Raw genomic sequence first — 24,587 nt, forward strand, 5'->3', positions numbered from 1 at the left:
CGCTCAGGCCATTGCAGCCTGATCCGCCATCAGGAAATCCTCCAGCATTGCGTGAAACAGCCCCGGTTTTTCCAGATGCACCGCATGGGCCGTGCCGGGGATCACCGCCAGCGCCGCGTCGGGCAGACCCTTCCACAGCGTCTCGATCTGCGGCCAGCGATAGGACCTGTCGCCATCCCCCCACAGGATCAGCGTCGGCATGGTCAGGCGCTGCATCTGCTGGCGTCCGTCCCAATGGGCCATCGCATCCAGCCCCGCAAGCGCCGCCGCTTCGCTGGCCTGCGCCCCGAGGCTCGAGACCACTTCGAAGCCCTGGGCATGTTCGCCCTCGCGGAACCATGTCGCCCCGATCCGACGGACAGTGTGCCCCACCCCCTCCGCGCGGATACGCTCGCGCGAGGTTTCGATCGGCTCGAACCTGTCCGGCATCAGACCCAAGGGCCCGGTTCCATAGAGCACCAGCCTCTCGATCCGCTGCGGATGACGCGCGGCCAGCTCCTGCACGATCATGCCGCCCATGGAATGTCCCAGCAGCAGGATCCGCCCAAGCCCCAGATCATCCATCAGATCGATGATCGCCTCGGCAAAGGTGCCGATCCGGTCCGCCGCCGGCAGATGGGCGGCACCCGCGAAGCCCGGCAAATCGGGCGCGATCACGTCGAAGCGCTTCGAGAACCGGGCGATCTCGGCCTGCCATTGGCGCGATCCGCCAAGATAACCGTGCACCAGCACCAGCGGCGTGCCGGACCCGGCCCGCCGATAGGTCAGACCCCGGCGGCTGGTCAGCGCATCTGTTCGGGCAGCCACAGCGCAGTCTCCGGAAATAGGATAAGGATCACGATCAGCAGCACCAGCGCCGCGATGAACGGCAAACACCCCGAGATCACGTCCCCGATGCTCACCTTGCCGCGCCCGATCCCCTGGATCACATAGAGGTTCAACCCCACAGGCGGCGTCAGAACCGCGATCTCCATGGTGATCGTATAGACCACCCCGAACCAGATCAGGTCGAACCCGGCGGCCGCCATCAGCGGATAGATCGTCGGCAGCGTGATGAAGGTCATCGACACCGGCTCGAGGAACATGCCCAGCAGGATATAGAAGGCCAGCACGATCATCAGCACCACGTAAGGCGACAGATCGAAGCTCATGAACAGCTCGGTGAACTGGTGCGGTACGCGGTAATAGGTCAGCACGAAACCAAACAGCACCCCCGCCGACAGCAATAACCCCAGATAGCCCATCGTCCGCATCGTCGCGAACAGCGCATCCTTGAAGCCCTGCCACGTCAGACCGCCGACACCGAAGGCAAGGATCACCGTCAGCAGGGCCGCAACGGCCGCCGCTTCGGTCGGGGTGGCGATACCGGCATAGATCGCAACGGTGATCACCAGCCCGATGGCCGCGATCGGCCCGATCGTGGCAGCGATCTGGATCAGGCTCATCTTGGCCGAAATTTCGTTGCCCGGAATGTCCTCGGGCCGCACGATCCCCCAGATCAGCACGACCACGCAGAACGCCGTGACAAGGATCAGGCCGGGGATCACGCCGGCAATGAACAGATCACCGATGCTCTGATCGGTCACAATGCCATAGAACAGCAGGATCAGGCTTGGGGGCAGCAGCACACTCAGCGTGCCACCCGCCGCCAGAACGCCGGAAGACAGTTGCTTTCCATAGCCAAGCCGCAGCATCTCGGGCAGCGCCACGCCCCCGATGGTCAACGACCCCACCATCGATGAGCCGCACACCGCGCCGAAGCCTGCGCAGGCCCCGATTGAGCCATAGGCCGCCGATCCCCGGATCCGCACTCCCTGATGCAGGAATTGATAGAGGTTCGGCCCGATCCGCGACCGGCCGATCAACTCGCCCAGGAACACGAAAAGCGGCACCGCAAGCAGGATATAATCGATCCACACCCCCCACAGCTTCAGCTCCGCCGACACGATCGAGGTGTCGAAACTCTGGATTTGCCACAGGAAGGGCAGCGATGCGGCCGCCAGTGCGAACGGGATCGGCAGGCCAAGCCCGATCAGCAGCATCAACAGCCCCAGAAGGCCAAGTCCGACTTCATACCATTCCATCGCTCAGACCTCCTCGGCCGGGGTGCGGATCAGCTTGATGAGCCGCAATGTCGCGTAGATCGAGAACACCACCAGCGCCAACGCCCCCGGCGCCCAGAAGGCATAGCGTGGCCACAGCAGGATCTCGGAGGATGCGCCGGAATTGAACGATCGGATCGTCGCGTTGACGCCCGCCAGCGAAAAGAACAGCCCCACCCCCAGCATGATCGCAAGATTGAGGATCGCCACCACCTTGCGCCCCGCCGCGGGCAATCGGTCGGTCAGCATGGTCACCTTGGGATAGGCATCCTCGCGCATCGCATAGGCCAGACCTGCAAAGGCCACCGGAAACAGCAACAGCGCGGTGGCTTCGGTCACCATCCGGTCCGGAGCATTCAGCGCATAACGGGTAAAGACACCATAGCTGATCCACAGCATCTGCACGAGAACCACGATCGCGCCGCCAGCCGCCAGCCAGACGACAGCGTGCTCGAACCGTGCGATCAACCGATCCAGTCCGGTCTGCATGACGACCTCCATATTTCCGGGGGATGACGCAAGCGCCGTCGGCCGGACCTCTGCCCGCCCGACGGCATGAGCGCGTCAACTCAAGGGGCGTGCTGGGCGAACAGATCGCGGATCTGGCCGGCAAGCTCGGGGCCACAGGCTTCGTCCACGGTTTCGTTCCATTTTCCCTGAACGCTGGCGATCAGCTCCATCCGCTTGTCCTGACTGATGGACACGGCAGCACCACCGCCTTTCATCACGGCATTGCCCACGCGCTGGTCAACCCAGTCCTCATAGCGCGGCTTCAGCCATTCCTCGGTTTCCTTGGCGGCGGCCATGACGGCGGCCTGCTCGTCGGCGGTCATCGAGTCGAACTTTTCCTTGTTCATCATGTACTGGATATTGCCATAGAACAGGTTGGCGTTGACCATGTAGGGCATCACGTCCCACAGCTTCCAGCTGGAATAGGTAGCAACCCCCATGTTGATCCCGTCCACGACGCCGCGCTCGGCGGATTGGAACACTTCCTTGGGCGCCACGAAAACCGGCGCGCCGCCCCAGCTCTCGATCATCAGGCTGACCAGCGGTCCGATCGAGCGCACCTGCTTGCCCTGCAGATCGCCCAGATCAGCGATCGCCTCTTCGAACCACCATTCCTGATCGTAGGAATAATTCGAGTTGAACACCGGCACCAGATTGACGTTCGCCGCCTCGTCACGGACCAGATCGGCATAGGCCGCATCCATCTCGATCTGCTTTTCCAGATCCACAGCCACCGGATAAAGCGAGGTCACGCGATAGCAGGGCAGACGGTCATCAGCCGGAATCCAGCTCATGTCCGACACGCCGCCCTGTACGGCGTCAACGCCCTCGGACCAGCCATGCAGGGTGGCCGACGGGAAAATCTGCACCTCGACGCTGCCGCCGGTCTTTTCCTCGACCAGCTTGGCGAAATGGACAAAGCCGTCATAGCGGATATCGGCCTCGTTCACATAGGTGGACAGGCGTATCGTTGTCTCGGCCAGTGCGGGCACCGTCGCCGCAACGCTCAGGGCCGTGGCCGATGCAAGGCATTTCCAGGTAAGTGTCATGTCGTTCTCCTTGTTGTGTGCGATGCGGAACCGTTCATGCGGTCCTCGTCGTTTTATCCTCATGCTGGTGCAATGCCTCGGCAGCAGGGAATTATGGCTTGAATGCTAGGTCAGGGTGGCACGGATTGGCCAATTCAAACATATCATCAAACCATTCCAATCTTGCATAATTCGGCCCCATGGCGCATCCTTGTCGGAAATTTCTGGGAAAGTGTCATGGATATCAACTGGTTGCGGGATTTCGTCTGTCTTGGCCGCACGCTCAACTTCACCCGCGCCGCCGAGGAACGCAACATCACCCAATCCGCGTTCAGCCGCCGGATCAAATCGCTCGAAAACTGGATCGGCGTGCCGCTGATCGACCGGGCCACCTATCCCGTGCGCCTGTCCGAGGCCGGGCAGCAATTCCTGCCCGTGGCGCAGGCCACCGTGGCCGAGATCACCGACGCCCGACAGGCGATCCGCGAACAGGCGCGCGGCAATGCCACGTTTCAGCGATTCGCGGCCCTGCACGCCATTTCCGTCAATTTCCTGCAACCCCGCATGGCCGAATTCGAGCGCCAGTATCCCGAGCTTCGGACCCGTGTGATTTCCGACAGCCTGACCGCCTGTTGCCAGCTTCTCAACGAGGGTGGCTGCGAGTTTCTGCTCTATTACCGTCATCAGGACGTCTCACCGATCCTCGACGAGACCCGCTTCGTGCGCAAGGACATCTGCGACGAGCGCCTGATCCCCGTGGCCCAGCACGCCGCCGCCTCTCGGTTCGGCTGGGCCTTGCCTGGCACGCCGGGCCGCGCCGTGCCCTATCTCAGCTATGATCCCAACACCTTTCTGGGCACCGTCGTGGATCAGACCATTGGCAACCGCAAGACTGCGCTCGATGTGCGCTACATGGATGCTCTGGCCGAGGCGCTCAAGCGCCGCACCCTGGCCGGGGCCGGTGTCGCTTGGCTGCCCGAATTCTCGATCCGCTCCGAGTTGGACAGTGGCGATCTGGTCCGCATGGGCGGGCGCGACTGGACGGCGACGATGACCATTTCGCTCTTCTGCTCGCCCGAACGACTGGACAAGATGGGTCAGATGATCTGGGACCAGTTCTAAAGCGTTTCGCGAAAAACCTGACTCACAGATTTTCGCGAAATGCAGTGCTCCGTTCATGCGTTGTACGCGGTCCGCCTGTCGCTGATGCCTCAGAGTAAAGGCGGAACGCTTTGACAGCCAGCCACCTTTCAGCCTGCCAAAACCGCGCCGATCACCAGATACGCCCCCGTCACGATCAGCAATCCGTGGATCAGTTTCATGAAGCCCGCAGGATTGAGCCTGCGAAACAGCAGCTGTCCGATCACCACCCCCGCCCCCGTTGCCGGTGACAGGAACAGCGCCGCCTTGAGCACCTCGAGCGACGAAGACCCCACCACGATCTGCAAGATCAGGCTGATCGAATAGGTCACCAGAAAACACACAAGCGTCGTGCTGCGCAGAACGCTCGGCGTCAGGGTGGTGCCCGCGAAATACACCATCAAGGGTGGCCCCGGCATTCCCAGCCCGGCGGTCAGCGCTCCGGAAAAGCCACCTGTCATAAGGTCGCGACGGCGGGTTCGGGTAAAGCGCAGCTTTCGCAGCACCAGCACGCTGAACACCAGCAGCAGCACCCCGATCGCTGCGCGCAACTGATCGGGATTGGCATAGACATAGATCGCGATGCCCACAGGCGCCCCCATCAGGCTGCCCAGTATCAACCGCCCCAGCAGCGGCCGGTCCACATCGGCCACCAGCTTGGGCATCAGCACCAGCGAAATCAGGATCGACAGCGCGATGTTGATCTGGATCGCGTCCGCCGTGTCATAGACCAGCAACAGGAACGGCGTCGCCAAGACAGAAAAGCCGAACCCCGTGCAGGCGTGAAGGATGGCCGCCAGCATCACGATGGCGCTTGCCGCAATCAGTTCCATGAGTGTCGTCCACCTGCCCGAAGATCGCCCTGACCAAGGGCCGTCAACTCGTCATTCGCACCGGGCGTCAACCTGCCCCGTCAGACCCCGTCGCTGTCACTCACCAGCTGCGACAGATCCGCCGCAGCCTCGCGCATCGGCTCCAGAAAGCCAAGCGCCCGCTCGATATCGAAGCGCTGCGTCGGCGCGTGAAACGACAGCGTCGCCATCAGCCGTCCATTCACATCGAGGATCGGCACCGCAAGCGCGATCATATCCTCCATGAACTCCTCGCGGTCGAGAGCATAGCCATTGCGGCGCACCTGCCGGATCTCGTCGATCAGCGTCTCGGGATCGGTCATGGTGTTCGGCGTGCGCCCGAGCAGATCCGTGGCAGCAAGGTATTTCCTAAGATGGTTGCCCGCCAGCGAGCTCAGATACATCTTGCCGCTGGCCGTGCAATAGAACGGCACCCTCGTGCCGATGGGTAACTGGATGCGCAGCGGCCATTCGGTCTCGATCCGCTCCAGATAGGTCATCGCGTCCCGCTCCGGCAGCGCGATGTTGCAGGTCTCGCCGATCTCCCGGCTCAGCCGGGTCAGGATCGCCTGCCGTGCCGTCCGGATGCGCAGCGAGGACAGGATGCCCCCCGCCATGATGCGCAGCCTTGGTCCGGGCGAATAGGTCCGCCCGTCCATGTCACGTTGCAGGAACCCCTCCTCTTCCAGCGTATGGAACAGGCGATGGATGGTCGGCTTCGGCAATCCGATCTCGTGGTTCACATCCGTCGGTGTCACCGGAACCCCGGCTTTCGCGATCTGTTCGATCACCATCAACAACCTCAGGTTCGTCGGGATCGTCTCCGATTTGCCGTCGTCACCATCCATCTACGCAGCATCCTCATCTATGCGGGATCAGCGCCGTCGAAAGAACCGGCACCATCGCCACCACCATCCAGACCGCAATCAGAGCGACCAGATAAAGCAGGGTGTAGCGCAAAAGCCGGAAATAGGGAACGCCGGTGACACCTGACGCCACATAGAGGTTCAGACCATAGGGCGGCGTGATGAATCCGATGGACGCGCCCACAAGGAAGACGACCGCGAATTGCACCGGCTCGATCCCCACCGAATGCGCGATCGGCGCCAGAATGGGGGCCAGAATGATCGTCACCGGCAGGCTTTCCAGAACCATCCCCGCGACAAAGACAATCGCCATCGAGGTGAAGAGAACCGCGTAATACCCCCCCATCGAGGTGACGAAATTGCCGATGATCTCCTGTGCGCCCAGCACCGACAGCATCTGCTGCATCACCACCGACACCGCGATCAGCGGCGCAAGGATGCCGGTGATCTGCGCCGAGCGCATGGTGATCGACGGCAATTCAAGCGGGCTGAACCCCTGCACCACCAACATGGACCCGATGGATTTCTCCGAGATATCCGCGTCCTTGCGCCCGCCCATCACCTTGTGCAACGGAAGACACAGGAAGCCAACGATCACACAAAAGCCCACGGTGACGCCCGCGGCCTCGGTCGGGGAAAACTTGCCGGTATAGATGCCCCACAGCACAAGGCCGATGGCGAAAAAGCCCAGCCATGCGCCCACCGCCGTCTTGATGACCCGCATCGGGCTCAACTTGATCAGGAACCCCCAGCCGTTCTTCCAGCAGACGAGGAAACAGGCAAACATCATCCCGCCGACCATCATGGCGCCGGGAATGATCCCCGCAACGAACAGGTCCGAGATCGGGAGGTTGAGCAGGAACCCGTAGACGATGAAGATGATGGAAGGCGGGATGATGATGCCCACCGTGCCGCCGGCGGCGGCCGTTGCGGCCGAGAAGCGTTCGTCATAGCCTCCCTTGACCATTTCGGGATGCAGCATCGAGCCGATCGTCGCCGTGGTCGCTGAATTCGACCCCGAGATCGCGGCAAAGAGACCACATGCGCCCAAGGATGCCATCGCCAGACCGCCCCGGATCCAGCCAAGGCAGGAATACGCGAAATCGCTCAGCCGTCGGGCAATCCCCGACCGGTTGATAAGATCGCCCGTCAGAATGAACAGCGGCATCGCCAGCAGCGCGAAGCCGTCGGTGAACACATCCGCCAGCGCGGCGCCGATATTGTCCAGCGGCATCGCCAGAAGAAAGGACATGCCCAGCACCCAGTAGCCGATCACCAGAAAGACCGGGACGCCCAGCATGAACAAAAGCGTCACACCGACTGAAATGAGCGTGATGATGGTTCCGTCGGTCATGTCAGTCGCCTCCGATGACGGCTTGCTGGATCAGGGTCTCGCCGGACCGGAAATTGGCGATGTCGGTCAGCAGGTTTTCAAGCACACGGGCCACCAGCACCGTGAAGGCCAGCGGCACCGAAATCAGGAACCACCACTGCATCACATTGTCGGTGCCCAGCATGATCTGGAAATTCGACGCTGAATTGGCCACCACCCGGGTCGAGGTGACCACCACCACCCATGAAAAGCCGATCCACAGCAGCGCATCCATGACCAGACAGGCCATTTGCCCCGCGCGCGGCATGGCGTTTCGGAACTCGGCAAAGGCCAGATGCGTGCGCAGCTTGACGTTATAGCTGCACCCGAACCACGTCATGATGAGAAAAAGGAAAGGCGGGATCGTCGTCGACCACGGCGCCTGCTCGGACAGCACGAAGCGCCGGAACACCTCGACAAAGATGATGCCCCCGATCGCCAGATACGAGACCACCATGATCGTGGTTTCAAAATTGCGCTCGAACCAGTCGCTGACCCTGTAAAGCACAAGGAACAGGATCGACACGGCCAGCATCGCGATCAACCCCAGCGGCCAGACCGCAGGTTGCTGCATCGCGCTGCTCAACATCCATGAATCGCCTGAAGCAACGGCACTCAGGATCTCTCCCGTGCCCTGGAACACACCGGTCATTCCCCATTCCTCCCTTTGGGTCGCCCGTATCTGATCTTGACCGACCGTGGCCTCTTGCAGCCTCGGTCGGGTGTCCGGGCCGCGTCCTGCGCGGCCCGGTGTCTTGTCAGCTCCGGATCAGGCCGACCGCCACCAGCGGCGCGGCTCGACATTTTCCGGCAGCGTGTCGACCGGGATCTGCCGTGCGACGTCATAGATGCCCTGATAGGTGTCCAGACCGCCCGACCAGTTGTTCAGACGCTCGCGCCACTGTGCCCACGGCTCGGGGTTGAACTCGGGCGAGCACATTTCCTCGGCCATGCGGATCTGATCCTCGGCAAGGAAGGCCGGACGCACGTTGTTCTCGGCAAAGATCGTGCCGGGCAGCTGCGGATCGCTGAAGCCCACGGTCTTGACCAGCGCGGCCTCGTTGGCGGCCTGCACATGCACCTGCGCCAGATAGGCCGATTCCATGATCGCATCCTGCAGATGCGGCTCCATCGCGTCGAACACCTTGGCCGACATCGACGTGTGCTCGGTGCCGCAGAAGAACTTCAGATCCACCGACTGGCTCACGACCGGCGCCATGTTGGCATAGGCCACCGCCGATGCCCATGTCTCGGCCCCGTCGATCAGACCCTGCTTCAGACCGTCGAGCGTCTCTTCCCATGCCACCGGCACCGGGTTGAGGTTCAGAAGCTGCATGGCGATCCGGCCAAGCTGCGTGCCCGTCACCCGGTTCTTGGTGCCGAACAGCTCTTCCAGCTTGGTCACCGTGGGCTTGTCGGCAAAGGACTGGCCCAGCTGGATGCCGCGCAATTCGCAATGGCTGAACAGGAACTTCAGACCGTGCCGCTTTTCCAGCGGCTCGCGCAGCAGCGCCATCGATTCCGGGCTGTAGAGGAAGTAATACTGCGCCGCCCGGCTCGGGAACATATAGGCATAGTCCAGCACGTTCAGATAAGGCGCGCCACCGGCCGAGTTCTGGGTCGATGCGGAGTACATGTCCACCACGCCCAGCTGGGTTTTCTCGACGCAGTTCAACTGACCGCAGATCTGGTTGTCGCCGATGAACTCGACGCGGATCTCACCTTCGGTCCGCTCTTCCAGATCGCGGGCGAATTCCAGAACGCCGGCGCGCTCGATCAACAGGTTGCGTGCGTTGAAGCCGGACGCGCCCAGCTTCAGCGTGTGCTTGGGCTCTTTGGCGAAGCGCTTCTCATACGAGCTTTCTGCCGCCCGGGCGAGCGACGTCAGGCTGACCGTGCCGGTCAGTGCGCCCGCGCCCAGAAGAACGGATGACAGGCCGAATTGACCCGACAGACGAAACAGATCCCGACGGGAAATCCCGCTCAGGGCTTTGGATACTTTCATGATCTCCTCCCAGAGTTTTGCAATTTTGATACTTGCAGTCTCAATATTGATAGATTTATGTTCGATCTGGCAAGGAAAATTTTTCCTCAGTACGCGACTTGGAGGAGGGGGAGCGGAAATGTCGGAGATTTCAGCGGATTACGTCATCGTCGGAGCAGGCTCTGCCGGATGCGTTCTGGCGAATCGTTTGTCGGCCGACCCCTCGATCAAGGTTGTCCTTCTCGAGGCCGGTGGCCGCGACTGGAACCCGTGGATCCACATCCCCGTCGGCTACTTCAAGACCATGCACAACCCGTCGGTCGACTGGTGCTATCGCACCGAACCCGATCCCGGCCTCAATGGCCGACAGCTCGATTGGCCGCGCGGCAAGGTGCTGGGTGGCTCGTCCTCGCTCAATGGCCTGCTCTATGTGCGCGGCCAGCCACAGGACTATGACCGCTGGCAGCAGATGGGCAATCCCGGCTGGGGCTGGGACGATGTGCTCCCGCTCTTCAAACGCTCCGAAAATCAGGAACGCGGCGCCGACGAGTTCCATGGCGAAGACGGCCCGCTTTCGGTCTCCAACATGCGCTTGCAACGTCCGATCTGCGATGCATGGGTCGCCGCCGCACAAGATGCAGGCTACCCGTTCAACCCCGATTACAACGGCGCCAGCCAGGAAGGCGTGGGGTATTTCCAGCTAACCGCGCGCAACGGCCGGCGCTGCTCCAGCGCCGTGGCCTTCCTCAATCCGGCGCGGTCCCGGCCCAACCTGACGATTGTGACCCATGCGCAGGCCAGCCGCATCACCTTCGAGGGGCGCCGCGCAACCGGCGTCGCCTATCGCGACCGGTCGGGCGCCGAGCATGTCGTCAAGGCGGGGGCCGAGGTGATCCTCTCCTCCGGCGCGATCGGCTCTCCGCAACTGCTGATGGTCTCCGGTCTGGGCGAAGCGGCGCAGCTGCAAGAGCACGGCATCGAGGTGCTGCGCGACATGCCCGCCGTGGGCAAGAACATGCAGGACCACCTGCAGGCGCGTCTGGTCTTCAAATGCAACGAACCGACGCTGAACGACGAGGTGCGCAGCCTCTACAATCAGGCGCGCATCGCCCTCAAATACGCGATGTTCCGCGCCGGTCCCATGGCGATGGCCGCCAGCCTTGCCACCGGGTTCATGCGCACTGGCGACCATGTGGACACCCCCGACATCCAGTTCCATGTTCAGCCGTGGTCCGCCGACAGCCCCGGCGAAGGCGTCCACCCGTTCTCGGCCTTCACCATGTCGGTCTGTCAGCTGCGCCCCGAAAGCCGTGGGGAAATCCGGCTGGCCTCGTCGGATGCCGCCGTCTACCCCCGGATCCACCCCAACTACCTGTCCACCGAAACCGATTGCCGCACCGTCGTCGAAGGCATGAGGATCGCCCGCAAGATCGCCCGGCACGAACCGCTCAGCCACAAGATCTCCGAAGAGTTCCGCCCCGACAGCTCGCTGGATCTGGACGATTACGACGGGATGCTGGACTGGGCGCGCAACTACTCGACCACGATCTATCACCCGACCGGCACCTGCAAGATGGGTCCATCGGGGGATGCCGTCGTGGATGCGCGGCTGCGCGTGCACGGCATTGCCGGGCTGCGGGTGGCCGATTGCTCCATCATGCCCGAGATCGTCTCGGGCAACACCAACGCCCCCGCGATCATGATCGGCGAGAAAGCCTCGGACATGATCCTCGAAGATCGCAAGCAAGGCGCGCTGCAAGGCACCGCCTGACCATTTCAGAAAACGCGCAAAAGGACTGAAAACCATGAAGATGACGACCGAAGAGGCCTTTGTCAAAACCCTTCAACGCCACGGGATCGAGCATGCGTTCGGGATCATCGGGTCGGCGATGATGCCGATATCGGATCTGTTTCCGCAGGCCGGGATCACGTTCTGGGATTGCGCCCATGAAGGCAGCGCCGGGATGATGTCGGATGGCTACACCCGCGCCACCGGCAAGATGAGCATGATGATCGCCCAGAACGGCCCGGGCATCACCAACTTCGTCACCGCCGTCAAGACCGCCTATTGGAACCACACGCCGCTCCTGCTGGTCACACCGCAGGCCGCCAACAAGACCATCGGTCAGGGCGGCTTCCAGGAAGTCGAGCAGATGAAGCTGTTCGAGGACATGGTCGCCTACCAGGAAGAGGTCCGCGATCCCTCGCGCATGGCCGAAGTGCTGGCCCGCGTCATCTCGAAGGCCAAGAACCTCTCGGGGCCCGCGCAGATCAACATCCCGCGCGACTACTGGACCCAGGTGATCGATATCGAGCTGCCCGACCCGATCGAGTTCGAGCGCTCGCCGGGCGGCGAGAACTCGGTGGCCGAGGCCGCGCGCCTGATCTCCGAGGCGCGCAACCCCGTCATCCTCAACGGCGCCGGCGTGGTGCTCTCGGAGGGCGGCATCGCCGCCTCCCAGGCGCTGGCCGAGCGGCTCGATGCGCCGGTCTGCGTCGGCTACCAGCACAATGACGCCTTCCCCGGCTCGCATCCGCTCTTTGCCGGCCCGCTTGGCTATAACGGCTCGAAGGCGGCGATGGAGCTGATCAAGGACGCCGATGTGGTGCTCTGCCTCGGCACGCGCCTCAACCCGTTCTCGACCCTGCCGGGCTATGGCATGGATTACTGGCCCAAGGACGCCAAGATCATCCAGGTCGACATCAACCCCGACCGGATCGGTCTGACCAAGAAGGTCAGCGTCGGCATCATCGGCGACGCCGCCAAGGTGGCCCGCGGCATTCTGGGGCAGCTGTCGGACAGCGCCGGGGACGAGGGCCGTGACGCACGCCGCGCCCGGATCGCCGAAACCAAGAGCAAATGGGCGCAGCAGCTCAGCAGCATGGACCACGAGGACGACGATCCCGGCACCAGCTGGAACGAGCGCGCCCGTGAGGCCAAGCCCGACTGGATGAGCCCGCGCATGGCCTGGCGCGCGATCCAGTCCGCCCTGCCGCGCGAGGCGATCATCAGCTCGGATATCGGCAACAACTGCGCCATCGGCAACGCTTATCCGTCCTTCGAAGAGGGCCGCAAATACCTCGCACCGGGCCTCTTTGGTCCCTGCGGCTATGGCCTTCCGGCGATCGTCGGCGCCAAGATCGGCCGCCCCGACGTGCCGGTGGTGGGCTTTGCCGGCGACGGCGCCTTCGGCATCGCGGTCAACGAACTGACGGCGATCGGGCGCAGCGAATGGCCCGGCATCACCCAGATCGTGTTCCGCAACTACCAGTGGGGCGCGGAAAAGCGCAACTCGACCCTGTGGTTCGACGACAATTTCGTGGGCACCGAGCTTGACGACGACGTGAGCTACGCCGGCATCGCCAAGGCCTGCGGCCTCAAGGGCGTCGTCGCGCGCACCATGGACGAGCTCACCGACGCGCTGAACCAGGCGATCAAGGACCAGATGGAGAACGGCACCACAACCCTCATCGAAGCCATGATCAACCAGGAACTCGGCGAACCCTTCCGCCGCGACGCCATGAAAAAACCCGTCGCCGTCGCAGGAATCAGCCGCGATGACCTGATCCCGCAGACGGTCTGACCGGGACATGATCCTTCCTCCCCGCGTCCTCGCGTCCGGCCAGAACATGGCCGGGCGCGCGAAATCCTATTTCCCCGGCGTCATGGTCGCCGTGCTGGTGGCGCTTGCCGCGCAATTCGTGGCCGAACATCACGGCGCGCCCGCCATGCTCATGGCGCTTCTCTTCGGCATCGCGCTGAACTTTCTGGGCGAGCCGGGACCGACCGCCGCCGGCATCGGCTTCACCGCCCGCAGCGTGCTGCGCTTCGGCGTGGCGATCCTTGGCGCGCGGATCAGCGTCGAGATGCTGACCTCGCTCGGCTGGGGCATGATCGGGCTTCTGGTCGCGGGTGTGGTCGCCACCATCCTCTTTGGCGTGGGCCTTGCGCGGCTGATCGGACAGGGGCCGCGCTTTGCGATCCTGACCGCCGGATCGGTGGCGATCTGCGGCGCCTCGGCCGCCATGGCCATCGCCGCGGTGCTTCCCAAGGACGACCGCTCGGAACGCAACCTTCTGTTCACCGTCCTGGGCGTCACCGTTCTGTCGACCGTGGCGATGATCCTCTATCCGATCCTGACCGATGCGCTTGGCTTCGATGACGTGACCGCAGGCGCCTTCATCGGCGCGACCGTGCATGACGTCGCACAGGTGGTCGGCGCGGGCTTTTCGATCTCCGACACGGCGGGCGAAACCTCCACCCTGGTCAAGCTGATCCGCGTGTCGTTTCTGGCCCCTGTCGTGATTATCATCACGATCTGGTGGCAGCACGCCGAACCTCAGACCGAAGGCAAGCGCCCACCCATCGTTCCGGCCTTCGTGCTGGGCTTTTTGTGCCTCGCCACGCTCAATTCCCTCGGCCTCATTCCCGCACCCATCGGCGCGCTTCTGGCCCAGTTGTCGTCATGGGCGCTGCTCGCTGCCATCGCGGCGGTCGGCATGAAGACCGACCTGCGCAACATCATCAAGGTGGGCGGTGGGGCCATCGCCCTGATCGTGGCCGAAACCTTGTTTTTGGCAGGGCTGGTGCTGGCCGGGATCAGCTTTCTGGACCTGTCTCCCTGATCCCGTCAGCTACCTCAAACCACTGACAAAAAAACACAATTCCAACATATCCGCGCATCACGCACCCCCCGTGGGACAGAGTGTCACACGGGGGGTGCGGGTGCGTTCGGCATCTGACTGCATACATCCTTGCCAACGCGCGACGATGAAAAAGGAGCGAAAAAGATGACCGATCGCAGCACAAGCATCGAGAACCTGCAAACCGCCCTCGCGATGGAGCTGACCGCCGTGAACCAGTATCTTCTGCACGCGCATACGCTGGAAGACTGGGGGCTGGACAAGCTGGCCCACCGGATGCGCGACGAAATGCACGAAGAGCTGGGCCATGCCGGGCAGTTCATCGAACGCATCATGTTTCTTGGCGGCACGCCTGAACTGAAGCCCACCAAGACCCCAAAGATGGCCACCAACCTCAAAGAGGTGTTCGAGGCCGACAAAGCCGAGGAAAAAGGCGCGATCGACTTCTACAGCAAGGCCGCGCGCGACGCCTCGGACAGCAACGATATCGGCACCCGCACCCTGTTCGAGACCATCGTTCTGGACGAAGAGGGCCATTGGGACTGGCTTGACCGGCAGCTTGGCACGCTGGACCGCATGGGCGAGCCGGCCTTCATGTCGATCTACATGAGCGGCGACAACTCCGAGGCGTAGGCCCTGCCGTTTCCTTTCGGCGGGATATCGCCCGACTGACAATCATCAACGCAGGCGGTGCAGTCAAATGGCACGCTGACCTTGGCGCTGGACCATGGAGCCAAGGCCCTTTCGCCTTGTCCCGGCGCCGCAGAAAAAGGAGGACACCATGACACCAATCACCGGATATCGCGGCATTCTTTCCGCCGCCGCCCTTGCCTTGGCCTGCACCCCGGCCCTTGCGCAAAGCGATGATGGCCTGATGACCACCAAGGAACTCAAGGCCGAAATTTCCGAAGCGATGGACGCCGTCGCCGACTATTCCGAACAGGAACGCGATCAGGCGCTCACCACCGCCCGCGAGGCGATGACCCGCCTCGACGCCGAGATCGAACGCCGCGAACAGGCGCTGCGCAACGACTGGGCCAACATGACCGAGGCCGCCCGCGAAGAGGCCAGCAACCGCATGGCCGATCTGCGCGAGGCCCGCAATGCCCTGAGCGAACGCTATGGCGCGCTCACGGCCGGGACAAGCAGCGCATGGGATGAACTCAAAGCCGGGTTCGCCGGGGCATGGGATGCCTTTGCCGGGGTCTGGACAGATGACGAGGGCAGCAACTCGGCCAATTGACCGCGGCCTGCAGGGCACAGCCCGGACCGCAGCAAACCGAAGGACAACCACAATGCAATGGGATCAGATCGCCGCAAAATGGGACCAGATCAAGGGCAGCGCCCGAATCCGATGGCCCGATATCTCGGAAGAGGACGCCCTTGCCACCCAAGGCCAACGCGAAAAGCTGGTGGCCTTGGTAGAGCGTACCTATAACATGCCCAAGAAAGACGCCGAAACCGAGGTCGAGGACTGGCGCTGTCGCGTCTGATCCATCGCCACGGCACCGGTCACACGGCCCAACGGCCATGCGAAAGGAGATGTCCCATGATGGAGATTTCAGGGCTGGGCGGCCTTATCCTGCTCATTCTGAATATCTGGGCGATCGTGTCGATCATCGGCTCGCGCGCCACCACCGGGCGCAAGGTGATCTGGGTCGTGCTGGTCCTGCTGCTGCCCTTGCTGGGCTTCATCATGTGGCTGCTCGCCGGTCCCCGCGCGGCGCGTTCGCCCTGAGGCATTTCGCCTTCACCCTGAGGCATCAACTAAAGGCGGACCGCGTGCAACCGGTGAACAGAGCACTGCATTTCACGAAGCGCTTTGGTGCGGCACCGCGCGCCTCGTGCACCTGTCAGGCATGAAACGGCCGCCGGGCATCTGCATGCACCGGCGGCCGTCGCGTATCTGGCGGGCGGGCCTGCGCTCGACACGGCGCTGTCAAGCCGTCATGCCCCCGCCGCTGCAGCGCGGTCCCTTATTCGACCACGTTGCCGTATTTGTCATATACAGGTTCGGCAATCACAACCGGTTCCGCGGGTTCTTCCTGCTGCGCGCAGGCCGACAGACCGGCGATTGCAGCAAGGGCGGCAGCCAATACAAATTTGCTTTTCATTGAACAGATCCTTTCAAGTTTCAACATCACGATAGTCCTGACGAATTTGTGACCCGTCAACAGCCGTGAACACTTTCAAGCCTCCATTGGGCGAAAATTGCCGGTTCCCCGGCCCTTCCCCCCCTTTGCTGCATGGCCTTTCCTGCCCTGATGCCACCGCCCGACATGTGGCCCAGCGCCCCCGGCCTGACCCCGAGCAAAAGGCCACTTGCTTGACCTCAGTCGTGAACCAGATACGTAAGGCTCGAATGAACGGGCCAGACATACCTTCGCCCGTCCGGCCTTGCAGGCTTGTGGTCGGTGCACCGCTGCACCCGGATTGAAAATCAAATATGGAGGTTTCGGGGTATGCTGCGGCTGCTATCGGCTTTGCTTGTTTCTCTCTTGATGACATCGACGCTCGCCATGGCACAGGCAGAGCCGTCCAGTTCCGGCGACCCGCGCTCCAGCGTGGATCTGCTGATCGATGTGATCGAGGATGACGCCGCCCGCACCGAGCTGATCGACCGACTGCGCGCCTCAGGCGCTGTCGATCCCGCGACCCTGACCGACGAGGCCGCAACCACCACTGCTGGCCCCTCGCCGGATCAGTCCTTCGGTCGCCGCATCGCACTCGTCACACAGGAAGCCGCCGAGAATATCGCCGACTGGGCCACGGGGTTCTGGGCACAACTCTCCCGTTCGCCGCAAGTGTTCGACGGGCTCAGCGGCGGCGAGGCGGGTGTCCTGCTGGACGCGCTCAAGGATCTGGCGGTGGTGATCGCCGGCACCGTCTTCGTGTTCCTGCTGCTGCGCTGGTTCGGAAAATCGCTCTATGCCCGCATGAGCGCCTCGGCGCGGGATGGCGGGATCGCCCGCACGATCACGCTCTTCGGCGCCTCTGCCGGGATCGACGCGCTGATCGTGATCCTCGCATGGGCGGCGGGCTATGTTCTGGCGATCCTCGCCTTGGGCGATTTCGGTCAGATCGGCATCCGCCAGACCCTCTATCTCAACGCCTTCCTGCTGGTCGAAATGGCCAAGGTCGCGGTGCGTCTGGTGCTCTCGCCCTCTGCCCCCTCGCTTCGCGCCCTGCCCATCGGGGACCGGGCCGCCTCTTACCTGTCGTCGCGGATCAACCTGATTGTCGGCGTCGTGGGATACGGCCAGCTTCTGGTGGTGCCGATCATCAACAGCAACGTGTCCTTCGCGGCCGGTCGCGCCGTATCGGCGCTGATCGCCTTCGCCGTTCTGGCCTTTGCGATCTGGCTCGTGCTGCGCAACCGCAAACCCGTGACCGACTGGATGCTGGATACCGACCAAGCCCCCGCCCCCAGCACCCCCGAGACGCCCCGTCAGGGGCCGCGCGGCGCTCTGGTTTACCTTGCCCAGCACTGGCACTGGCCGGCTCTGGCCTATTTACTGGCGATGTTCGTGATCGTGCTCATCCGGCCCGGAAACGCCATGTTCCAAACCTTCCTCGCCTCCGGGCAGGTTCTGGTGGTCGGGCTTCTTGGCTTTGTCGCCTCGGGCTTTCTCAGCCGCCTGATGCTGCGCGGGGTGATGCTACCGCCCGGTCTTTCTGGCCGTGTGCCGCTGCTGCAAACCCGCCTGAATAGCTTCTTGCCCAAGGCGCTTTTCGTCCTTCGCGGGCTGATCTTCGCGATCGTCGTGCTGATGGCGCTCAACGCCATCGGCCTCATCGACCTGCGTGGCTGGATGGTCAGCCAACTGGGCCTGCGCCTGACGGGCATGGTCCTGTCGGTCTCGCTGGTGCTGCTGGTGTCCTTCGGCCTTTGGCTGGCGCTGACCTCCTGGGTGGATTACCGGCTCAATCCCGAATTCGGCTCGGTGCCCACCGCGCGCGAACGCACCTTGCTCACGCTTCTGCGCAATGCCGCGACCATCGCGCTGGTCATCATCACCCTGATGTTCGTTCTGGCCGAGATCGGGCTTGATATTGCCCCCTTGCTGGCCTCCGCCGGGGTGCTGGGCCTCGCCATCGGTTTCGGCGCCCAGAAGATGGTGCAGGACATCATCACCGGCATCTTCATTCAGTTCGAGAATGCGATGAACGTGGGCGATGTGGTCACCGTCGGCGGCACCACCGGCACGGTGGAGCGGCTCACCATCCGCTCGGTCAGCCTGCGGGATGTGCAGGGCGTCTATCACATCATCCCGTTTTCCTCGGTCGACATGGTGTCGAACTACGTCAAGGATTACGGCTATTTCGTCTGCGACATGGGCGTGGCCTACCGCGAGAATGTCGACGAGGTGAAACAGGCCATGCTCGACGCCTTCGACGAATTGCGCTCCGATCCCGAACAGGCCAGCGGCATCCTCGACGATATCGAGTGGTTCGGCGTCAACAGCTTCGGCGACAGCGCGGTGATGCTGCGCGCCCGGATCAAATGCGTGCCGGGTCGGCAATGGGGCGTGGGTCGCGCCTATAACGGCCTGCTCAAGCAGGTGTTCGACGCCCGCAATATCGAGATCCCATTCCCGCATCAGACGATCCTCTTTGCCGAAACCAAGGACGGCAAGACCCAGAACCTCATGGTCGAGACCCTGAAAGACGCCTGAGCCTGACAGATCCGGTTGCATTCACGCCCGTTTCGATTTCTTTAGCCTTCCAGACGAGTGTGAAAAGGGTGATTGCCATGGCGGGCTGGCTCAAACGACACGCGCAGGCGTTGCAGGCTGCAGACGCGCCCCCGACCAGACGGCAGTTGTTGACCGGCATAGGGGCTATGGTGCTCGGCGGCAGCGCCATTGGCCACACCCATGCGCGGACACCCCGCCGCAGTCTCGTGATCGGCGCGGGCCTGTCGGGGCTGTCGGCGGCCCGCGCCCTCCACGACGCAGGCCAGTCCGTGACCGTGCTCGAAGCCCGCTCCCGCATCGGCGGGCGCATCCATACCTCCCGCCTCTGGCCCGATTTGCCGATGGATCTGGGCGCCAGCTGGAGTCACGGCCAACGCGGAAATCCCCTGACCCAACTGGCCCGTGACGCGGGCGCGCGCCTTGTCGCCACCAGCTACGACGCCAGCCTCCTGCTCGGCCCCGATGGCGCGCCCATCGACCACGATCTGCGGCCCGCCGAAACCCTTCTGCGCCGCGCCCTCGCCGCCGCCGAAAATCAGCCGCGCGATCTCTCGTTGGCTCAGGCGCTCGAAGCCTCCCCCGACTGGCAGCGCGCCGATGCCAGCCTGCGGCGGCTGGTCACCTATCTGGTCAACAGCACGCTGGAACAGGAATACGGCAGCCCCGCGCAGCAGCTTTCGGCATGGTATGGGCAAGAAGCCGAGGAATTCGGCGGCGCGGACATGCTCTTTCCCGACGGGTTCGACCAGATCACCGCCCATCTGGCGCAGGGCCTCGATATCCGCCTCTCCGCCGAGGTGACCCGCATCGCGCCCGGCGCAGTAGAGCTGGCCGACGGCAACAGTCTCACCGCCGATCACGTGATCTGCACCCTGCCGCTTGGCGTTCTGCAATCGGGCCGCCTGCGCTTTGCAACTCCGCTCGCCTCGAGCCGTCAAAAAGCGATCGACACGCTGCGCATGGGGCTGTTGAACAAATGCTGGTTGCGCTTCGACCGCATCCACTGGCCCGAGGATGTGGACTGGATCGGCTGGCTTGGTCCGCGCGCGGGCTATTGGGGCGAATGGGTCTCTCTGGCGCGTGCGCTTCGTGCGCCCGTTCTTCTGGGCTTCAACGCCGCCGACGCTGCACAGACGGTGGAACGCTTGAGCGACCGTGACACCATCGCCGCCGCGCATGAGGCGCTGCGCGCCATGTTCGGCAACCGCTTTCCCGCACCGCAAGCCGCGCAGATCACCCGCTGGGGACAGGATCGCCATGCGCTCGGCAGCTACAGCTTCAATGCCGTGGGCACCGGTCCTTCGACCCGCCGTGCGCTTGCCGGCCCCGATTGGGACGGGCAGCTGTGGTTTGCGGGCGAGGCGTGCTCGGACACCTATTTCGGCACGGCACATGGCGCGATCCTCTCCGGTCAGACCACCGCCCGCAGCCTTCTGTCCCGGCCCTGACCCCGCCACATCCGGCGCGCTCACCTGATGCCACCCCTCTAACACCGCCCACCATTTTTCCGTTAAGCACTCAGACTCATCTGTCCCAAAACCAGTGACGGGCGATGGGAAAAATGGATAAGATCAAGGCCATATCGGCCCAAAGGGTGTCTGCGTCATGTTCGAAGTCATTACTATCAGCTTTGCATTCGTGTTCGGTCTCGCCGTGCGCCAGATCGGCTTGCCACCGCTTGTCGGCTTTCTGGCGGCGGGTTTCGCCATCAACCTGTGCTCGCCACTTCTGGGCGTGCCGACCTATACCGGCAAGACGCTCGAGCATGTCGCCCATCTCGGCGTGCTGATGCTGCTCTTCACCGTCGGCCTGAAGCTCAAGATCGGCCAGATCGCCCAACCACAGGTCGTGGGCGGCGCGCTGGTCCATTTCGCCCTGTCGGTCCTTTTGTTCATGCCGGGGCTGAAATTTCTCATGGGGCTGGACTGGAATACCGCCCTTCTCATGGCCATCGCCTTGTCGTTTTCCTCCACCGTGCTGGCCGCGAAACTCCTTGAAACCAAGCGGGAACTGGGCGCGTTTCATGGCCGCACCGCCATCGGCATCCTGATCGTGCAGGACATCATCGCGCTAGCGGTGCTGGCGATCTGGTCGGGGCAGACCCCCAATATCTGGGCGCTCATGCTGTTCGGCCTGCCGCTGTTGCGCCCCGTTCTCCACCGACTTCTGGACATCGCCGGGCATGACGAATTGCTGGTGCTGATGGGGATGCTGCTGTCGCTGGTGATCGGCGGCATGGGCTTTCAAGCGATGGGCCTCTCGTCGGAAATCGGCGCTCTGGTGATGGGCGTGCTCTTGTCCACCCATCCCCGCGCCAAGGAATTGGGCGCCTCGCTCTGGTCGCTCAAGGAGATCTTTCTCGTCGGCTTCTTCCTGCAGATCGGCCTGACCGGCCTGCCCGACTGGGGCGCGATGGTGTTCGCCATTGCCGCCGGCATTGCGCTGGCGCTCAAGGGCGCGCTGTTCTTCGCCCTGCTGGTGGCCTTCAAGCTGCGGGCGCGCAGCGCCTTTCTTAGCGCCCTCAGCCTGACCGCCTATTCCGAATTCGGCCTGATCGTCGCGGCGGGCGTGCTGCCCGAATACCTCGTGCCTCTGGCCATCGCCGTGTCGATCTCCTTCGTGATCTCGGCCCCCCTCAACCGCTATGCGCATCCGCTTTATGAACGCTACGAAACCCGGCTGCGCCGCTATGAGCGGGACACGATCCACCCCGACGAGCAGCCCAAGAACATGGGCGACGCGGATGTTCTGATCTTCGGAATGGGCCGCACCGGCAGCGCCGCCTACCGTGAGATGACGGAACAGGGCTACAAACCGCTCGGGCTGGATGCCGACACCTACAAGGCGCAGGCCCATCGCGACGCCGGGCGCAACGTGATGTTCGCCGATGCCGAAGACAGCAATTTCTGGCGCAGCTGCTCTCTGGGTCAGATCAAGGCCGCGATCCTTGCCATGGACGATCTCGAGGCGAAACTGATCGCCGCCCGCTCGCTGCGGCAACGCGGCTTCACCGGCCCGATCGTGGCCCATGCCCTTCACGAGGCCCATTTGGAGCAGATCCGCGAGGCCGGTGCCGATTACACCTATCTCACGATGAATCAGGCCGGGATCAACCTTGCGGAACAAACCGCCGAAGCCATGGCCAGCAAGGGATGACGCGCCCGCGTCCGGCGATCTCCCCGCCCGGACCACCCCGGCCCCGGTGACCTTGACCGGCCATCCGCCTCACGACTGCGGGGGGCAGGCAGTCACCAGCGAGGGCGGGACAGGTGATAGGCCCGCACATCCTTGGCCGCCCACAGCAACAACCCCAGAAACGACAGTCGGAGAATAACCGATATAGCCCAAAGCTCGACACCGTATCGCTGGAGATATTCTTCAAAGCGACTTTCGCTGTACTGAACCTGAACGGAAGAAAAATAATCCGACATCACACTGATCGTCACGAGCAAGGCCAACAGGCTGAGAACCGTGAAATAATACCTGTTCACGACAAGGCAGACCGCAAGAGCGCCCAAGCCCACCAACGCCCTGTAATATCTCAATTCGATGGTTGCCAGGGCCTCGTCGTCGTCCTGTCCATGAACAAACGCGTATCCTCGAACGAATTCATCTTCAAACGCCAGAAGCAAAGCGCCCCCGCCCAGGACCAGAACAAGCATGGCGACCAAGGCTGGAAGCAGCGTCAGACGCAAATCATTTGCGCTTGACTGCAGGTCGCAACGAAAGACCCAAATCAGGTCATGAAACAGTCGCGCCATGTAATGTCCCCTCAGGCGGCTCTGATCGATCCTCTTACAACATGTCACTGATACGGGCGGTTTCGCGGGCGTAGTTGAATGCCTTGCGGATGCAAGCTTTTTTGATCAAACCACCTCACCTTTTATCACCTGGTATAAATCTGGCGCCCGCGCCATCAAAGCGCGCCCGCCCCCGCGATGCTTTTGGATAGGATGATTTGGCCCTTGGTGACCCCGGCAGGATTCGAACCTGCAACCTGCCCCTTAGGAGGGGGCTGCTCTATCCAGTTGAGCCACGGGGCCGTCGGGGCCTCGTTTAACGCGCCTGTGCAGCTTTGTCATCGTCAGATTGCGCCTACGCGTCGCGCTTGATCCCGTCTCCGTGTTCGCGGTAACACTAGGTAAAAGACCCTCAGGAAAAGACACGTGACCAAGCCCGATCATCGCCCCCTGACCTTGCGTGATGTATCCGAAGCATCCGGCGTGTCGGAAATGACCGTGAGCCGCGTGTTGCGCAATCGCGGCGACGTGTCCGATGCCACCCGCCAACGTGTGCTCGAAGCGGCCAAACGGCTTGGGTATGTGCCCAACAAGATCGCGGGCGCATTGGCCAGCCAGCGGGTCAACCTCGTGGCGGTCATCATCCCGTCGATGTCCAACATGGTGTTTCCCGAAGTGATGACCGGCATCAGCAAGGTCCTCGAGGAAACCGACCTGCAGCCCGTCGTGGGCCTGACCGATTATCTTCCCGAGAAAGAAGAGAAAGTCCTCTACGAGATGCTGTCCTGGCGGCCTTCGGGCGTCATCATCGCCGGGCTGGAACATTCCGACGCAAGCCGCGCCATGTTGCGCGCCTCGGGGATCCCGGTGGTCGAGATCATGGATGTCGACGGCACGCCCGTGGATTCGGTGGTCGGCATTTCGCATCGCCGCGCCGGTCAGCAGATGGCGCAGGAAATCATCCGCGCCGGATACAAGCGGATCGGCTTTGTCGGCACCAAGATGCCGCTCGATCATCGCGCCCGCAAACGCTTCGAAGGCTTCACCGAGGCTCTGGCCAAGGCCGGGATCGAGATGGCCGATCAGGAATTCTATTCCGGCGGCTCGGCGCTTGTGAAAGGCCGCGAATTGACCGAGGCACTGCTTACGCGGACGCCCGATCTGGATTTCATCTATTACTCGAACGACATGATCGGCGCGGGCGGGCTGATGCACCTGATCGGACAGGGCGTCGATATCCCGGGTCAGATCGGGCTGGCCGGGTTCAACGGGCTCAACCTGCTCAAGGGATTGCCGCGCGAGCTGGCGACGATGGATGCCTGCCGTCAGGACATCGGCCGCCGCGCCGCCCAGATCATCGCGGCGCGGGTCGATGACCCGACCAACAGCGCGCCGGTGCGCGTCGCGCTGGAACCGACGATCACCGAAGGCGACACCCTGCGCCGCGACTGACCAACCGGGCCGTCAGCGCAAGGCGTTTCGAAACGCCTTGGCGCAGGCCCCTCGTCACAAGGCGGGACGCATGCAATTTCGACATTGCGTGCCCAAGGCCGTTCGAACGGCCTTGCCCCCTGACCAGCGGTAGTGCCCTCTGACCAGCCCAACAAAAAACCCCGTCCAGAGGACGGGGTTTTTCGCTGTTTCATTCTGTCG

The 24,587-nt window shown here is 63.0% G+C and carries 23 protein-coding genes and 1 tRNA gene; 12 read left to right on the top strand and 12 right to left on the bottom strand.

Annotation, left to right across the window (positions count from 1 at the left end):
- Nucleotides 1–3 precede the first annotated feature (3 nt).
- From RAZWK3B_RS00505 to dctP, 4 genes are all read right to left on the bottom strand, one after another.
- Nucleotides 4–807: an alpha/beta fold hydrolase gene (locus RAZWK3B_RS00505; RefSeq protein WP_007811204.1), complete on the bottom strand. Its 804-nt coding sequence runs from the start codon at nucleotides 805–807 to the stop codon at nucleotides 4–6.
- Nucleotides 783–2,084, bottom strand: a complete 1,302-nt coding sequence (locus tag RAZWK3B_RS00510; protein WP_007811205.1) for a TRAP transporter large permease — start codon at nucleotides 2,082–2,084, stop codon at nucleotides 783–785. The genes RAZWK3B_RS00505 and RAZWK3B_RS00510 overlap by 25 nt, the downstream gene beginning before the upstream one ends.
- A gap of 3 nt (nucleotides 2,085–2,087) precedes the next feature.
- Nucleotides 2,088–2,591, bottom strand: coding sequence for a TRAP transporter small permease (locus tag RAZWK3B_RS00515; protein WP_037294902.1), 504 nt, complete (start codon nucleotides 2,589–2,591; stop codon nucleotides 2,088–2,090).
- Nucleotides 2,592–2,671: 80 nt separating this feature from the next.
- Nucleotides 2,672–3,661: a TRAP transporter substrate-binding protein DctP gene (gene dctP, locus RAZWK3B_RS00520; RefSeq protein WP_007811209.1), complete on the bottom strand. Its 990-nt coding sequence runs from the start codon at nucleotides 3,659–3,661 to the stop codon at nucleotides 2,672–2,674.
- 216 nt (nucleotides 3,662–3,877) lie between these two features.
- Between dctP and RAZWK3B_RS00525 the strand changes: the two genes are divergently transcribed.
- Nucleotides 3,878–4,762, top strand: a complete 885-nt coding sequence (locus RAZWK3B_RS00525; RefSeq protein ID WP_007811210.1) for a LysR family transcriptional regulator — start codon at nucleotides 3,878–3,880, stop codon at nucleotides 4,760–4,762.
- Nucleotides 4,763–4,890: 128 nt separating this feature from the next.
- Here the strand turns inward: RAZWK3B_RS00525 and RAZWK3B_RS00530 are convergent, their stop codons facing one another.
- From RAZWK3B_RS00530 to RAZWK3B_RS00550, 5 genes are all read right to left on the bottom strand, one after another.
- Nucleotides 4,891–5,613 (bottom strand): sulfite exporter TauE/SafE family protein, encoded by a 723-nt coding sequence (locus RAZWK3B_RS00530; protein WP_007811212.1) that lies wholly within the window; start codon nucleotides 5,611–5,613, stop codon nucleotides 4,891–4,893.
- A gap of 80 nt (nucleotides 5,614–5,693) precedes the next feature.
- On the bottom strand, nucleotides 5,694–6,479 hold the full coding sequence (locus tag RAZWK3B_RS00535; RefSeq protein WP_007811214.1) for an IclR family transcriptional regulator: 786 nt from the start codon (nucleotides 6,477–6,479) through the stop codon (nucleotides 5,694–5,696).
- 13 nt (nucleotides 6,480–6,492) lie between these two features.
- Nucleotides 6,493–7,851 (bottom strand): TRAP transporter large permease, encoded by a 1,359-nt coding sequence (locus tag RAZWK3B_RS00540; protein ID WP_007811216.1) that lies wholly within the window; start codon nucleotides 7,849–7,851, stop codon nucleotides 6,493–6,495.
- Nucleotide 7,852: 1 nt separating this feature from the next.
- On the bottom strand, nucleotides 7,853–8,521 hold the full coding sequence (locus tag RAZWK3B_RS00545; RefSeq protein ID WP_007811218.1) for a TRAP transporter small permease: 669 nt from the start codon (nucleotides 8,519–8,521) through the stop codon (nucleotides 7,853–7,855).
- 117 nt (nucleotides 8,522–8,638) lie between these two features.
- Nucleotides 8,639–9,874, bottom strand: a complete 1,236-nt coding sequence (locus tag RAZWK3B_RS00550) for a TRAP transporter substrate-binding protein (RefSeq protein ID WP_007811220.1) — start codon at nucleotides 9,872–9,874, stop codon at nucleotides 8,639–8,641.
- 118 nt (nucleotides 9,875–9,992) lie between these two features.
- On the opposite strand from RAZWK3B_RS00550, the gene RAZWK3B_RS00555 reads away from it, so the two are divergent.
- The 7 genes from RAZWK3B_RS00555 (at nucleotide 9,993) to RAZWK3B_RS00585 (ending at nucleotide 16,235) form a co-directional block, all read left to right on the top strand.
- Nucleotides 9,993–11,624 (top strand): GMC family oxidoreductase, encoded by a 1,632-nt coding sequence (locus tag RAZWK3B_RS00555; protein ID WP_007811222.1) that lies wholly within the window; start codon nucleotides 9,993–9,995, stop codon nucleotides 11,622–11,624.
- A 34-nt stretch (nucleotides 11,625–11,658) separates the two neighbouring features.
- Nucleotides 11,659–13,437, top strand: coding sequence for a sulfoacetaldehyde acetyltransferase (gene xsc / locus RAZWK3B_RS00560; RefSeq protein WP_007811224.1), 1,779 nt, complete (start codon nucleotides 11,659–11,661; stop codon nucleotides 13,435–13,437).
- Between the two features lie 7 nt (nucleotides 13,438–13,444).
- Nucleotides 13,445–14,479 carry a YeiH family protein gene (locus tag RAZWK3B_RS00565; RefSeq protein ID WP_007811226.1) on the top strand — a complete coding sequence of 345 codons (1,035 nt, stop codon included), beginning with the start codon at nucleotides 13,445–13,447 and terminating at the stop codon, nucleotides 14,477–14,479.
- A gap of 165 nt (nucleotides 14,480–14,644) precedes the next feature.
- Nucleotides 14,645–15,130: a bacterioferritin gene (locus RAZWK3B_RS00570; RefSeq protein ID WP_007811228.1), complete on the top strand. Its 486-nt coding sequence runs from the start codon at nucleotides 14,645–14,647 to the stop codon at nucleotides 15,128–15,130.
- A gap of 148 nt (nucleotides 15,131–15,278) precedes the next feature.
- Nucleotides 15,279–15,740 (top strand): hypothetical protein, encoded by a 462-nt coding sequence (locus RAZWK3B_RS00575; RefSeq protein ID WP_007811230.1) that lies wholly within the window; start codon nucleotides 15,279–15,281, stop codon nucleotides 15,738–15,740.
- Between the two features lie 52 nt (nucleotides 15,741–15,792).
- The gene (locus RAZWK3B_RS00580) at nucleotides 15,793–15,990 is read left to right on the top strand and encodes a CsbD family protein (RefSeq protein ID WP_007811231.1); all 198 of its coding nucleotides are present in this window, start codon (nucleotides 15,793–15,795) and stop codon (nucleotides 15,988–15,990) included.
- Between the two features lie 56 nt (nucleotides 15,991–16,046).
- Nucleotides 16,047–16,235 (top strand): PLDc N-terminal domain-containing protein, encoded by a 189-nt coding sequence (locus tag RAZWK3B_RS00585; protein ID WP_007811234.1) that lies wholly within the window; start codon nucleotides 16,047–16,049, stop codon nucleotides 16,233–16,235.
- Between the two features lie 238 nt (nucleotides 16,236–16,473).
- Here RAZWK3B_RS00585 and RAZWK3B_RS20940 read toward each other — a convergent pair whose 3' ends face one another.
- Nucleotides 16,474–16,638, bottom strand: coding sequence for a hypothetical protein (locus tag RAZWK3B_RS20940; RefSeq protein ID WP_157132092.1), 165 nt, complete (start codon nucleotides 16,636–16,638; stop codon nucleotides 16,474–16,476).
- A gap of 321 nt (nucleotides 16,639–16,959) precedes the next feature.
- On the opposite strand from RAZWK3B_RS20940, the gene RAZWK3B_RS00590 reads away from it, so the two are divergent.
- From RAZWK3B_RS00590 to RAZWK3B_RS00600, 3 genes are all read left to right on the top strand, one after another.
- Nucleotides 16,960–19,173 (top strand): mechanosensitive ion channel domain-containing protein, encoded by a 2,214-nt coding sequence (locus tag RAZWK3B_RS00590; RefSeq protein ID WP_007811238.1) that lies wholly within the window; start codon nucleotides 16,960–16,962, stop codon nucleotides 19,171–19,173.
- 77 nt (nucleotides 19,174–19,250) lie between these two features.
- On the top strand, nucleotides 19,251–20,642 hold the full coding sequence (locus tag RAZWK3B_RS00595) for a flavin monoamine oxidase family protein (protein WP_232279457.1): 1,392 nt from the start codon (nucleotides 19,251–19,253) through the stop codon (nucleotides 20,640–20,642).
- A 157-nt stretch (nucleotides 20,643–20,799) separates the two neighbouring features.
- The gene (locus RAZWK3B_RS00600; RefSeq protein WP_007811242.1) at nucleotides 20,800–22,350 is read left to right on the top strand and encodes a cation:proton antiporter domain-containing protein; all 1,551 of its coding nucleotides are present in this window, start codon (nucleotides 20,800–20,802) and stop codon (nucleotides 22,348–22,350) included.
- Between the two features lie 92 nt (nucleotides 22,351–22,442).
- Here the strand turns inward: RAZWK3B_RS00600 and RAZWK3B_RS00605 are convergent, their stop codons facing one another.
- Both RAZWK3B_RS00605 and RAZWK3B_RS00610 read right to left on the bottom strand, forming a co-directional pair.
- On the bottom strand, nucleotides 22,443–22,955 hold the full coding sequence (locus RAZWK3B_RS00605) for a hypothetical protein (RefSeq protein WP_007811244.1): 513 nt from the start codon (nucleotides 22,953–22,955) through the stop codon (nucleotides 22,443–22,445).
- 205 nt (nucleotides 22,956–23,160) lie between these two features.
- Nucleotides 23,161–23,237 (bottom strand) — tRNA-Arg (locus RAZWK3B_RS00610).
- Between the two features lie 123 nt (nucleotides 23,238–23,360).
- Between RAZWK3B_RS00610 and RAZWK3B_RS00615 the strand changes: the two genes are divergently transcribed.
- On the top strand, nucleotides 23,361–24,386 hold the full coding sequence (locus tag RAZWK3B_RS00615; RefSeq protein ID WP_007811246.1) for a LacI family DNA-binding transcriptional regulator: 1,026 nt from the start codon (nucleotides 23,361–23,363) through the stop codon (nucleotides 24,384–24,386).
- The last annotated feature ends 201 nt before the right edge of the window (nucleotides 24,387–24,587 follow it).

This window comes from Roseobacter sp. AzwK-3b (genome assembly GCF_000170875.1).
GTDB lineage: Bacteria > Pseudomonadota > Alphaproteobacteria > Rhodobacterales > Rhodobacteraceae > Roseovarius > Roseovarius litoreus.